At 64.5% G+C, this 12,146-nt stretch carries 15 protein-coding genes and 1 riboswitch; of the genes, 10 read left to right on the top strand and 5 right to left on the bottom strand.

Going from position 1 to position 12,146, the window contains the following annotated elements; genetic code table 11:
• Positions 1 to 40: 40 nt before the first annotated feature.
• Positions 41 to 172: riboswitch (TPP riboswitch) on the bottom strand.
• 94 nt (positions 173 to 266) lie between these two features.
• The gene (locus tag RMR04_RS10600; RefSeq protein ID WP_311914628.1) at positions 267 to 446 is read left to right on the top strand and encodes a hypothetical protein; all 180 of its coding nucleotides are present in this window, start codon (positions 267 to 269) and stop codon (positions 444 to 446) included.
• A gap of 579 nt (positions 447 to 1,025) precedes the next feature.
• Positions 1,026 to 1,538 carry a hypothetical protein gene (locus RMR04_RS10595; protein WP_311914627.1) on the top strand — a complete coding sequence of 171 codons (513 nt, stop codon included), beginning with the start codon at positions 1,026 to 1,028 and terminating at the stop codon, positions 1,536 to 1,538.
• An 83-nt stretch (positions 1,539 to 1,621) separates the two neighbouring features.
• On the opposite strand, the gene glyA is transcribed toward RMR04_RS10595, so the two are convergent.
• Positions 1,622 to 2,944: a serine hydroxymethyltransferase gene (glyA, locus tag RMR04_RS10590; protein ID WP_311914626.1), complete on the bottom strand. Its 1,323-nt coding sequence runs from the start codon at positions 2,942 to 2,944 to the stop codon at positions 1,622 to 1,624.
• A 280-nt stretch (positions 2,945 to 3,224) separates the two neighbouring features.
• Between glyA and RMR04_RS10585 the strand changes: the two genes are divergently transcribed.
• Genes RMR04_RS10585 through RMR04_RS10575 form a run of 3 tightly spaced genes read left to right on the top strand, consistent with a single transcriptional unit; the run spans position 3,225 to position 4,737 of the window.
• Positions 3,225 to 4,133, top strand: a complete 909-nt coding sequence (locus RMR04_RS10585) for a LysR family transcriptional regulator (protein ID WP_311914625.1) — start codon at positions 3,225 to 3,227, stop codon at positions 4,131 to 4,133.
• Between the two features lie 3 nt (positions 4,134 to 4,136).
• Positions 4,137 to 4,427, top strand: coding sequence for a type II toxin-antitoxin system RelE/ParE family toxin (locus RMR04_RS10580; RefSeq protein WP_410492226.1), 291 nt, complete (start codon positions 4,137 to 4,139; stop codon positions 4,425 to 4,427).
• A gap of 13 nt (positions 4,428 to 4,440) precedes the next feature.
• Positions 4,441 to 4,737: a HigA family addiction module antitoxin gene (locus RMR04_RS10575; RefSeq protein ID WP_311914624.1), complete on the top strand. Its 297-nt coding sequence runs from the start codon at positions 4,441 to 4,443 to the stop codon at positions 4,735 to 4,737.
• 31 nt (positions 4,738 to 4,768) lie between these two features.
• Here RMR04_RS10575 and cysE read toward each other — a convergent pair whose 3' ends face one another.
• Positions 4,769 to 5,617, bottom strand: coding sequence for a serine O-acetyltransferase (gene cysE, locus RMR04_RS10570; protein WP_311914623.1), 849 nt, complete (start codon positions 5,615 to 5,617; stop codon positions 4,769 to 4,771).
• Positions 5,618 to 5,797: 180 nt separating this feature from the next.
• Positions 5,798 to 6,565 carry an alpha/beta fold hydrolase gene (locus RMR04_RS10565; RefSeq protein WP_311914622.1) on the bottom strand — a complete coding sequence of 256 codons (768 nt, stop codon included), beginning with the start codon at positions 6,563 to 6,565 and terminating at the stop codon, positions 5,798 to 5,800.
• 97 nt (positions 6,566 to 6,662) lie between these two features.
• Between RMR04_RS10565 and RMR04_RS10560 the strand changes: the two genes are divergently transcribed.
• The 5 genes from RMR04_RS10560 (at position 6,663) to RMR04_RS10540 (ending at position 9,892) form a co-directional block, all read left to right on the top strand.
• On the top strand, positions 6,663 to 7,661 hold the full coding sequence (locus RMR04_RS10560; RefSeq protein WP_311914621.1) for an acetyltransferase domain-containing protein: 999 nt from the start codon (positions 6,663 to 6,665) through the stop codon (positions 7,659 to 7,661).
• 135 nt (positions 7,662 to 7,796) lie between these two features.
• The gene (locus tag RMR04_RS10555) at positions 7,797 to 8,048 is read left to right on the top strand and encodes a zinc-finger domain-containing protein (protein ID WP_311914620.1); all 252 of its coding nucleotides are present in this window, start codon (positions 7,797 to 7,799) and stop codon (positions 8,046 to 8,048) included.
• Positions 8,045 to 8,245 carry a hypothetical protein gene (locus RMR04_RS10550; RefSeq protein WP_311914619.1) on the top strand — a complete coding sequence of 67 codons (201 nt, stop codon included), beginning with the start codon at positions 8,045 to 8,047 and terminating at the stop codon, positions 8,243 to 8,245. The genes RMR04_RS10555 and RMR04_RS10550 overlap by 4 nt, the downstream gene beginning before the upstream one ends.
• Before the next feature lie 42 nt (positions 8,246 to 8,287).
• Positions 8,288 to 9,472, top strand: coding sequence for an FAD-dependent monooxygenase (locus tag RMR04_RS10545; protein ID WP_311914618.1), 1,185 nt, complete (start codon positions 8,288 to 8,290; stop codon positions 9,470 to 9,472).
• Positions 9,473 to 9,574: 102 nt separating this feature from the next.
• Entirely contained in the window at positions 9,575 to 9,892 is a 318-nt protein-coding gene (locus RMR04_RS10540; RefSeq protein WP_311914617.1) for a hypothetical protein, read from the top strand.
• Between the two features lie 15 nt (positions 9,893 to 9,907).
• On the opposite strand, the gene chrA is transcribed toward RMR04_RS10540, so the two are convergent.
• Both chrA and RMR04_RS10530 read right to left on the bottom strand, forming a co-directional pair.
• A complete protein-coding gene (gene chrA / locus RMR04_RS10535; protein WP_311914616.1) occupies positions 9,908 to 11,302 on the bottom strand; it encodes a chromate efflux transporter in 1,395 nt (464 codons plus the stop codon).
• Positions 11,303 to 11,311: 9 nt separating this feature from the next.
• A complete protein-coding gene (locus tag RMR04_RS10530) occupies positions 11,312 to 12,130 on the bottom strand; it encodes a chromate resistance protein ChrB domain-containing protein (RefSeq protein WP_311914615.1) in 819 nt (272 codons plus the stop codon).
• Positions 12,131 to 12,146 lie beyond the last annotated feature (16 nt).

Here is a 12,146-nt window from a genome sequence, read left to right as displayed (position 1 = left end):
CGGGGGGCGAGGATATCTGCGGCCTTGCGGGCCGCCGGCTTTAAGCCGGGAAATCCATCCCTCCGCCGGTATGAACCGGATCAGGTTCGAAGGATTTCCGCGCGCTTGTCCGGGTTGCCCCGGTCTGCCAGCGGTGTCTCAGCCCCTTGCCGGGGATCTCCCTGGAATGACGAGACTGTGAAAGCTCGGCGGCCGATGGTCAAGTGGGCCCGAGCGCAGCCAAGCTCCCTGCCCCTCAGCGCATGAAATGCAGCTCTCGGAAGGCCGTGACGTCCTTCGCAATCGCGTCTGCCGGCCGCAAGCCGTTCGAGCCCTTACTCGACGCCAGCAAGATCGCGATAGAGGCTCCCGATCGCGGCCGCATCGTCAAGTCCTCCTCCTTCAACAGCCCCGGCGAGACCGCGCGGCTGGTGCGCGACGACGCGGGCCACTTCGAGTCGGTCTGACTCAGCGGAGCGCATGTCGTCTCGGAAGGCTCACTGAAGGCAGAGATGGCCGGCCGGCACGGAGAACGAGGATGATGCTTAAGCGCAAATTTCGCCCGAAAAGGGAGCGATTATTAGGGAGTGGACATCTATCTGGAGGTGGCTCGCATTTTTATACGACGGTAACGCAACTGTCGAAACTCGTCAGATAGGCCGTGCGATCTAAGATCGCATGTAAAACGAGGAGCAATGGTGTCTACAAATTCGATCGATACTCATTCGACCGCAATTGGCTATAGACAGTCGATGTCGTGTCGAAATCGCGCCTTTCTACTGGCGATCGTCGCGTTCACCATATCGATGTGTTTTCCTAAATCGTCGATCGCGCAGACAAAAGATACAATTGAGAATTTTATTTGTAGTGACAATCAACCGAAACCTGACGAAATTGAACGAGTAATAAATCAATCCTCGACAGACTACAGAGTTTTGAGGAAATATGGTGAGAATGAATACAAAATACCATGGCAATATACGAGAGACGTTATATCTCGCGTCAATTGCCCTCCCGATTCAACAGGATTTTTGTTGATTTATTGGATGCCAAATCTGGACCCATCACATCCAGGAATTTACATCGACTGGCCGAGAATCGATAAATTTCGTCGCCGAGAGCCAGGCCGGCCAGAAGGAGGTTCGGACGAGTATCTGGTCCGTGTCAACGTCGGCGACATCTCGATAACGCGAGAGCAGCTCATTCAAAACATAAAAAGAGACGAAAAAAGATTCAATACTTCTGCAATTTTCGATACAGCAACTGGATTGCATCGCTTTCCAGAGGAGAGCAATCAAAAAGAAGAAAACGATTCAGAGCAATGGTTTTTGATCGAAGAAAACAAAATGATATACATGTATTGCAATAAACCAACGGTCAAACCAAAATATACGATATCGTCACATCTTATTTATGGATGCGATCTTAAAATTGATCTACCTGAAAAGAAACTCTCATTCACGATCAATTTTTTACGCGAAAGAATCACCAATACGATGCCAATTTATCACGCAACGCTAGAGCTTCTCGCCCGGTGGGCGGTTAAGGAAACAAAATAAAATAGGCGCCCACAACACCGATACTAGAATAGAGCAGAATCATGAGCACTTCTATTCGAGACGGAACGGAAGCCTCCGCCTCCTCACCGCATGAAGTGCAACTCGCGGAAGCGCCCACGGAACGCCGTCACATCCCTGGCCACGGCCTCGGCTGGCCGCGAACCGTTCAGCCCCTCGGCGATATAGCCGGCGAGTTCCGGCATGTCGGCGGGCGTCATGCCGAAGCGCACGATCTCGGGCGTGCCGAGCCTGAGCCCGTTCACGTCGCCTGCGACCTCCGGCAGGGGCAAGCCGATGCCGCAGCTCAGGATGTTGATGGCGCGCAAAGTCTTGGCCGCCGCCTGGCCGCCGCCATAGCCGTGAGCCTCGATGGCGAATTGATGCGAGGTCGTCAGGCCGCGATCGCGCGCGAAAACCGGCACCTGCCGCTCGACCAGCGCCTCGCCCAGCGCCTTCGCCGTCTCAGCCATCATCTGCGCGTAAGCACGGCCATGCGCCTTCCAGTCGAGCAGGGTGATCGCCAGCGAGGCCGATTTCGCCGCATCGAAATTCGCGGTCAGGCCGGGATAGGCAATCGCGTCGAGGCGTTTGGCGATCTCGGCGTCGTTGGTGACGATCAGGCCAGAGGGCGGCCCGCCCAGGCTCTTATAGGTGCTCATCGTCATCAGATGAGCACCCTCCTCCAGCGGCTGCTGCCAGCCATGGCCGGCGATCATGCCCGACATATGCGCGGCGTCGAACAGCACGATCGCGCCGATTTCGTCGGCAATGGCGCGGATCTCGCGGATCGGATGGGCGAAGAGGTTGAGGCTGCCGCCGATCGAGATCAGCTTGGGCTTCAACCGCAAGGCATCCTCGCGCAGGCGCGCAAGGTCGACGGTGTAGTTCACCGGATCGACCGGAGCGGGATGGGTAACGATGCCGTAGAGGCCGGCCGCGCCCGCGCCATGATGGGTGACATGGCCGCCGATCGCGCCCGGCGGCGCGATGATGCAATCGCCGGGCTTGGCCGCGACCATGAAGGCATAGAGATTGGCGATGGCGCCCGAGGGCACGCGGATCTCGGCGTATGTCGCGCCAAAGACCTCGGCGGCGAGTTCGGCGGCGATGATCTCGATCTTTTCGATCGCCTCCAGCCCCATCTCGTATTTGTCGCCGGGATAGCCGAGCGAGGGCCGAGCACCAAGCCCCGCCGCAAGCACGGCCTCGGCCTTGGGGTTCATCACATTGGTCGCGGGATTGAGGTTGATGCAGTCGCGCTCATGGATGTTGCGGTTCTCGACCGTCAGCGCCGCGATCCGCGCCTCGACCGCGTCGAGCGACTGGCCGGCCGTCTCAGCGGCGATGCCGAGCACATAATCCTCGCTCGCTTGCGGAACCCAGTCGCGCCTGCCCAGAGCCGTCATCGATCGATCCTCCCAGAATGCAAAGGATATGACCGGTTTGCGCCGCGCTGCGCAAACGAGTAATCCTCGCTCTCAGGCAGAGAAAATCTCAGCCTAGAAGGCAAGAGTTCGAATCCTCAGCCGTTGCTCCGATCCATCAATCAGCCCTCATCCTGAGGAGCCGCGAAGCGGCGTCTCGAAGGATGGTCCAGGAGGCTCTGGAACCATCTGGAGCATCCTTCGAGACGCGAGCCCTTGGCTCGCTCCTCAGGATGAGGGCTCAGGAGAAGATGTTCCCACCATGCCCGTCAAGCCGCCGCGCCCGCGCCTGCCCTCCCTCAACGCCTTGCGGGCTTTCGAGGCGGCGGCGCGCTGCGAGAGCTTCGTCAAGGCAGCCGAAGAGCTCGGCGTCACGGCCGGCGCAGTGACGCAGCAGATCCGGCAGTTGGAGGCATGGCTCGGCTTCCCGCTGTTTCGCCGCCTCGCCCAGGGAGTGGAACTCACGGAGAGCGCGCGCAACGCCCTGCCCAAGCTGACGCGCGGCTTCGACACGCTGGGACAAGCCGTGCAGGAGCTTCGCGCCGGGCATGAAGGCCGCACGCTCACCATCGCCGCCCTGCCCTGCATCGCCCAGCTCTGGCTCTCGCCGCGCTTGGCCGCGCTGCAGGCGGCGTTTCCCGGGCTGCAGATCTCGGTCTCGGCGATGGAGCAGCCGCCCGATCCACGTCGCGAGCCGCATGATCTGGCGCTGTTTTATCTCGGCGCCGAGGCGATCCCCGCCGATGCGCTGACGCTGGGCCCGGACATGATCCTGCCGGTCTGCGCGCCGGCACTCGCGCGCACGCTCACAAGCGTCGGTGATCTGGCGCACGCGACCTTGTTGCATGACGCGGTCTGGCGCGAGGATTGGCGGCGCTGGCTCGCCTTCACCGGGAGCCCCGGGACGATCGACCCCACGCGCGGCCCCTCCTTCTCGCTCTACAGCCTGGCGCTCGACGCCGCGCTCTCGGGCTCCGGCGTGCTGATGGGCCGGATGAGCTTGATCGCGCCCTGGCTCGACTCAGGCAGACTGATAGCGCCCTTCGCAACGGCGAAGCCGACCGGCGATATGCTTTGCCTGACCGAACCTCATGACCACGCCTTGTTCCGGAGACGCCCCGGCGTCGCATCCTGGTTTCTGGAGAGCAAAGCGGTATCGCACGAAGGTTGACGATTGACGTACATCGTCAACGCAGTAGATTCCCGCATGATCCTGAGCTATCGTGACAAACGCACCGAGAGATTTGCCGAAGGTGACTTCGTCAAGGATTTTCAGGGTTTCGAAAGACAGGCTTGGAAGCGGCTCGATGACCTCCGAGCACTTCCCAATAACAGGCTGGAAAGCCTGAAAGGTGATCGGTCGGAGCAGTTCAGCATCCGCATCAATCAGCAATGGCGGCTTTGTTTTGCATGGCCGCAAGGCAACGCCGGCCCAAGCCAGGTCGAAATCGTCGATTATCACTGAAGGAACGAAAGCGATGCCGCGCCCCGCTATTCACCCAGGCGAAATCCTCGCCGAAGAACTCGCCGAGCTTTCCGTCACGCCAACCGAATTGGCCCGGCAGATCAAGGTGCCCCCCAACCGCCTATCTCAGATCATCCTGGGCAAGCGAGGCGTGTCGGGCGACACGGCCCTGAGGCTCGGACATTGGTTCGGAAGCAGCGCACAGTTCTGGTTGAATCTACAGGCGGCCTACGATCTCCGGCTGGCTGAGCAGGCGGCCGGCAACGAGATCGCCAAACTGCCAACGCGGGTGGTCGAGCAGGCAGCCTGACCCAGCCACGCGATACGACCGGCAACGCGCCTCAAATCGCGCTACCGCAATCCCCGGCCAGGATCTGATCCATCGAGCGCGACGGCTCGGCGCAGCCGGCCTCGCCGACGACCTTGGCCGGCACGCCGGCAACCGTCTTGTTGCGCGGCACGGCCTGCAGCACGACCGAACCCGCCGCGACGCGGGCGCATTGGCCGATCTCGATATTGCCGAGGATTTTTGCGCCGGCGCCGATCAGCACGCCCTTGCGGATCTTGGGATGACGGTCGCCGCCCTGCTTGCCGGTTCCGCCCAGCGTCACGTCCTGCAGCATCGAGACATCGTCCTCGATCACCGTGGTCTCGCCGACGACGAGGCCGGTGGCATGGTCGAGGAAGATCCCCTTGCCGATCACCGCAGCCGGGTTGATGTCGGTCTGGAACACCTCCGACGAGCGACTCTGCAGATAAAGCGCGAAATCGCGCCGACCCTGTCGGTGCAGCCAATGAGCGAGCCTATGGGCCTGCAAGGCGTGGAAGCCCTTGAAGAACAGCACCGGCTCCAGCACCCGGTAGCAGGCCGGGTCGCGGTCCATCACCGCGAGCGCATCGGCCCTTATGCCCTGGCTGATCTCCGGATCGGCAATAAGCGCCTCCTCGAAAGCCTGTGCGATCAGATCGGCGGGCACCGCCACATGCCCGAGACGCATCGCGACGCGGTGGCTGACCGCCGCCTCGAAGCTCTGCTGGTTTAGCACGCAAGCCGTGATCAGGCTGGCAAGCGACGGCTCGCTGGCGACCGCAGCTTCAGCCTCGCGCCGCAGCCTGGCCCAGACGGGGTCGACACGGTCGAGCCCGGTCGCGGGATCGCGTGCTTCTATGACGGAGCGCCCAGACGGCATGATCATTCTCCGATGGAGACGTAAGACGAATTCAAACTCTAGCACATTGCGGTGGTGAACCGCCAAACGCGAAAGCTCGAATTTGCGAGATCGTGGTTGCGCGCGCCTGAATCAAGATGGCAGCGCCAGTGCGTAAGCCTATGGTGACGCGCGGTTTCTTGCTGTCCGGAATACCTCGCCTCACAGCCGCGCCAGGAAATCCAGCACCGCCTGTTTGTGGCTCTTGTCGCCGACCGCGAGATTGTGATCGCGGCCTTCGATGTCGAAAGCCTCCGCACCGGGAATGAGCGCCGCGAGCTCCGGCCCGGAACCCGCGACATCGTCCTTCGTGCCGACGCTGACCAGGGTCGGCACCGCAATCTGCCCGACCTGCGCGACAGTCAATGTCTGGCGCGAGCCCCTGATACAGGCCGCGAGCGCCCTAAGATCGCTCTTGGTCGCATCGGCGAAGGCGCGGAACATCCGCTGCATCGGGTCGCTCAGGACATCGAGCGAGGGCGCTTCCATGGCATCGGCAATGCTAAGCGGCAGTCCGACGCCCTCGACCAGATGGATGCCGAGCCCGCCGAGCAGCAAGGCCCGCAGGCGATCTGGATGCGCCAGCGCCAGATGCGCCGAGATCCGCGCGCCCATCGAATAGCCCATCACCGCCGCTTGGGCGATATCGAGATGGTCCATCAGGCGGCGCACATCCTCGGCCATGATCTGTGAGGAATAGGCGGCCGGCTCATAGAGCTTCTCGCTCTGGCCATGGCCGCGATTGTCGAGCGCGACGACGCGGTATCCGGCATGGGTCAGCGTCTTGGTCCATTGGGTGTTGACCCAGTTGACCATATGGCTGGAGCCGAAGCCATGAACGAGTATGACCGTCTCGCCGCGTGAAACCTCGCTCGTCGGAGCGAGGTCGATATAGGCGAGATTGACGCCGTCGGATGAGAAACTCTGCATGATCCGTATCGCTTGGGCCGTTGCCGTTGCCCTCTCCCTGCCACGCAGCCACTGCTTTGGGTAGCGGGCTCGACGCCGCTTGCCTATGAAGACGGATATGAGCACTGCCGACCTCAGCCCGACATCGCCCGTCGCCCGCCCCCGCTTCGCGTTCATCGATCTGGCGCGCGGCATCGCCCTGCTGGCGATGTTCGTCTTCCACTTCACCTATGACCTCGCCTATTTCGAGCTGATCGATGTCGACACCCCGGTCGAGCCGGGCTGGCACTGGTTCGCCCGCTCGATCGCCGCGAGCTTCCTGACGCTGGTCGGCGTCAGCCTCGTACTCGCGACCCGCAACGGGCTGAACCGCCAAGTCTATCTAAACCGCCACGCCTATCTGAAGCGCCTCGCCATGGTCGCGGGCGCAGCCGCGCTGGTGACTGTCGGCACTTGGTTTGCCATGCCCGACAGCTTCATCTTCTTCGGCATCCTGCATCAGGTCGCGCTGGCGAGCGTCGTCGCCCTGCCCTTCCTGCGGCTACCGACGCTCGTGATCGCGCTTGCCGCGCTCTTCGTCTTCGCGGTGCCGTATCTGGCGGCGCCGTATCTGACTGCCCATCCCGTCCTCGACCAATCGTGGCTGCTCTGGCTCGGGCTGGCCCAGGAGGTTCCGGCCTCCGCCGATTTCGTGCCTGTTTTCCCCTGGTTCGGCTGGGTTCTGACCGGAATCGCGCTGGCGAGGCTGACACTGCCGCGCCTCGCCCAATCGCGCCTCGCCGGCTGGCGGCCCCACACTTTGCCCGCGCGGGTCGTCGCCTGGGGCGGCCGCAACAGCCTGCTGGTCTATCTCGTGCACCAGCCGGTCTTCATCGGGGCGCTCATGCTGGCGACGCAGTTTGCGATCGCGCGGCCCGCCGACGAACAGCCCTTCATGCAGTCCTGCGAGCGTAGCTGCATGCAAGGAGCGCACGACGCCGGCGCCTGCCGGATGCTCTGCGGCTGTACGGTCGACGCCATCAAGCGCGAGGATCTCTGGCGAAAACTACTCGAGAATGCGCTCAGCCCGGAGGAGCGCAGCCGCGTCTCGGCGCTTGCCAAAGTTTGCTTTCGCTGATCCCGCGACACGGCAGGCATCGCCCTGAGGCAATCGCGCACTGGCGCGGGCAGGCAGCGCGCGCTAGTTTGCGCGCCAGCATCACTGCAAGACCTCCCATTCACTGCAAGACATCCCATTCGCAGAGCGACGATCATGGCCGAGACGGGCATTCCGCATTTCCACAATGATTCCGGCGTGGCCGTGATCCATGTCGGCGCGCATGAGTTCATGTGCATCGGCGCCAAGCCGCCCTTCGACCATCCCCATGTCTTCCTCGATATGGGCTCCGACCACGAGATCATCTGCCCCTATTGCTCGACGCTGTTCAAATATGATCCGTCGTTGAAGGGCTCAGCCTGCACGCCGCCTGAATGCGCGCATCACGAGACTTCGCAGGCGGCATGACGATGAACCTGGTCCGCACGGTCACCGGCGCGGTTCTGTTGGCGGCGACGCTTCTCGCCGGCTGCCAGTCAGTGTCCAGGGAGACCGCGCCGCGCCTCGGTGGCAAGGCCGAGCCCTATGCCCGCAGTTGGGCCGAGCCGGGTTCGCCCCGCCCGGACCTGCCGCCCGATCGCGACGGCCGCAGCAACAAGGACTGACGTTTCGGTCCGCCTACCCACACATCGTCAGCCGGATATCCCGTGCCAACTCCCCATATCCTGATCGCCGGCGCCGGGATCGGCGGTCTGACGGCCGCCATCGCGCTCGCCCGGCGCGGCATTGCGGTGACGCTGGCTGAGAAGCGCACCGGCTTCGGCGAGACCGGCGCCGGCCTGCAATTATCGCCCAATGCCGGCCGCGTGCTCGCGGCGCTCGATCTCGGCTTCGCGTTGAAGCGCGTCGGCGTCACGGCCGACAGGCTCGTCATCCGGCGCTGGCGAAACGGCACCGAGATCGCCGGCATGCCGATGGCTGTCGCATCGGCGGAAACACCCTTCCGCGTGCTGAAGCGCTCCGACCTGCACATGCTGCTGCTCGATGCCGCCCGCCAGCTCCCCAATATCCGCCTCGTCGTCGGCCGGGGCCTGCAGGAGATCGCCCAGACCCAGGACGGCATCAGCGCGACCCTGGTCAGCGATGCCGGGCAGATCGAGACCGTGCAGGCGCTCGGCGCGGTCGGCGCGGACGGGCTCTGGTCCAGGCTCAGAGAACTCAGCGGCGACACCGCGCCGCCCGCCTTCACCGGCTTCGAGGCCTGGCGCACACTGGTCCCGGCCGGCCACGACAAGCCCGCAGCCGAAATCACGCTCCATCTCGGTGCGGGCCGTCATGCCGTGCATTATCCGGTCGCGAGCGGGCGCGAGATCAATCTCGTCGTCGTCCGGGAAGCCAAAGAAGCGCGCGAAGGCTGGAGCCGCGAAGGCGATGCGCGCCTGCTGGCGAGCCATCTCGCGGGCGCTGCTCCCGATCTGCGTCGCCTCGCCGGCGCGGCCGGCCCGTGGCAGGTCTGGTCGCTGTTCGACAGAACCCCGGCCGTGATGGCGCAGGGCCGCATCGCCTTGCTCGGCGACGCCGCCCATCCCGTGCTGCCCTTCTTCGCCCAGGGCGCGGCGCTGGCAATCGAGGACTCGGCCGTGCTGGCGCATGAGCTGGCGACGCATCTGGAACGCGACGGCGCCTCCGGCGTGCCGGCAGCAATGGCGGCCTATGCCCGGGCGCGCACCGAGCGCGTCGCCCGTGTCCAGGCGACGAGCCGCAGCAATGGCCGCGCCTATCATCTTGGCCGGCCCTGGAGTCTTGGCCGTGACCTGGTGATGCGCCGGCTCGGCCCCGACGGCATACGCCGGCGCTATGACTGGCTCTATGACTGGCGCGCCCCGGTCTGAGCCCGCTGCGGCGTTCGGCCGCCCTACCCCTGCGACAGCCGCTCTCGTCTTCGCCGCATTTCATCCCTATCTCTCATCCTCGATCCATTGGACGAGGGCCAGATGATCCGCGTCAATCTCCATGAACAGCTTGGCGGCCGCCCCCAGCGCGGGCCGCGTTGGATGACATGGCTTGCCATGGCGGCGAGCCTGGTTGTCGGCGTCACCCTGTTCCTGCTCGCAGCCAGCCTCGCATTGATCCTGATCCCGGTCGTCATGATCGTCGGGGCGGTCGCCGCCTGGCGTTTGCGCAACAGGTTGAAGGCCGCCGGCTTTGGCCGGCCCGATCCCTTCGCAGCGCAGAGACGGCCGGCGGAGCGCGTCGACGTGATCGACGCCGAGTACCGCATCATCGAGCCGGGCGAGCCGCCGCGCCGCTGAAGCCCGGCATGACGATCAGGCTGGAAGTCGCGTCAGCACCACACCTGCCGCGGCGCAGGCCGCAAGCGTCGGGATCATCCCGGTCTTGAAGCGCAGCATCGCGACCATCGCAGCCGCCGAGAGCAGCGCCGCGCGCCAATCCAGCGAGGCCAGCACGGGCCAGTCGGGACTGGCGAACAGCAGCTCGATCCGGCGCACCTCCCTGAACAGGACATGCAGGCCGAACCAGAGCGCGAGATTCATGATCACGCCGACGACCGCAGCCGTGATCGTGCTCAGCGCCGCCGACAGCGCCTTGTTGCCGCGCAATGCCTCGACATAGGGCGCACCCAGGAAAATCCAGAGGAAGCAGGGCGCGAAGGTCACCCAGAGCGTCAAGAACGCACCCATCCCGCCCGCCAGCAGCGGCGGCATGCTGCCCGGCGCGCGGAATCCGGCCAGGAAGCCGACGAATTGCAGCACCAGGATCAAGGGGCCGGGCGTCGTCTCGGCGAGGCCGAGCCCATCGACCATCTCGCCGGCGACGAGCCAGTGATAACTCTCGACCGCCGCCTGCGCGACATAGGCCAACACCGCATAGGCGCCGCCGAAGGTGACGACTGCCATGGTGCTGAAGAACGTCCCCAGATGCGTCCAGACGCTCGCGCCCCCCGTCATCAGCCAGAGCAGGAGCACCGGCCCAAGCCAGAGCGGCAGCCAGATGGCCAGGACCCGCAGCGCCTTACCTGCTGACGGGCGCGCATGCGCCATCTCGCCGCGCGCGAACATCTGATCGACCAGCCCGACGACGTCCGGCCCCGACGCGCCATGCCCTGAGCCTGGGCCGAACAAATCGGGCCTGACGCGATGGCCGAGCCAGCCGATCAGCCCCGCCGCCAGAATGATCAGCGGAAATGGCGTCTTGAACAGGACAATCGCGATGAAGGCTGCGATCGCCACCGCCACCATGGCGCGGTTCTTCAGCGCCCGCCGGCTGATCCGCAAGCCCGCCTCGATCACCACGGCGAGCACCGCGGCCTTCACCCCGAAGAAGATCCCGTCGATGAGCGGAACCTGCCGGTAGAGTACATAGAGCGTGCTGAGCCCGAGCATCACCAGCGCGCCGGGGATGATGAACAGCAGGCCGGCGACGAACCCCCCGAGCGTGCGATGCATCAACCAGCCGATATAGACGGCAAGCTGCTGCGCCTCCGGGCCCGGCAGGAGCATGCAGTAATTGAGCGCATGCAGGAAACGCTGCTCGCCGATCCAGCGCCGCTCCTCGACCAGTTCCTTATGCATCAAGGCGATCTGCCCGGCCGGCCCGCCAAACGACAGCAGGCCGATCTTCGCCCAGACGCGGGTGGCTTCCGCCAGCGTCGGCATGGCGGGCGTTGCTTCGATCGAAGCGGTTGTCGTCGCGATCGTCATCGCCGCACCTCAGATCTTGGCCGAGCGTGCGGGCCAGTTATGGCTTTCCTCGCTCGCATCGCGGCACCAGCGATAGAACGCGTCGTAAAGCAGCATGCCGGCCTCCAGTTGCGCGAGATCATCCTTGAACATGCGCGACAAGCCCAGCGAGGCCGCGAGCAGCCCCGCCGCCTGCGGCGCGAGATCGAGCTCCGCCGTATCGGCCGCCCGCACGATCGTCGCCAGCTTGTCGAGCGGCGGGCTCGACAGGCCGAACTCCTCGATCATGACGTCGAAGCTGCAGCGCGCCCCGCGATGGCTCCAGAACACGCCGTCGATATCGAAGGGCGTCGCGCCGAAACGATCGGCCACGTCAGCGACCTCCGATGGCGAGACGAACAGGAAGACCGCAGCGCGATCGACGAAGCGCCGGATCAGCCAGGGACAGGCGATGCGGTCGACCTTGGGCCGGGTCCGCGTGACCCAGACGGTGTTGCCGGCGGCATTGCGCGGCGGAACCTTGGCCGGCGCGACCAGCATTCCGCCGGCGGCGCGCCAGGCCTCGAATCCGCCTGCGAGGTTTTCCGCCTCGACACCTTCATGTCTCAGCCAGGCGGCGACGCCCTCGCTGAGCTTGAGACCGCGCTGGCAGGAGACCACGACGCGCCGGCCGGCATAGCCCCTGGCCCAGGCGGCCACATCCGTGTGGCTGCGCCGTTCGGAGGCTGGCAGCAAGCGCGGGTCGGCGTCGAAATCCTGTGGAATACGAACGTCGATGAGCACCGGAGCGTCGGGCAAGCCGATGAGCCGGGACAATTGGGCAGTGCTGATTTCAATGTTGGAAGACATGGCGTCCATCCCACGA

The sequence above is a fragment of the Bosea sp. 685 genome (assembly GCF_031884435.1).
In the GTDB taxonomy this organism is placed as follows: Bacteria; Pseudomonadota; Alphaproteobacteria; order Rhizobiales; family Beijerinckiaceae; genus Allobosea.
Note: the sequence above shows the minus strand (reverse complement) of the source record. Positions and strands in the feature narration are given on the sequence as shown.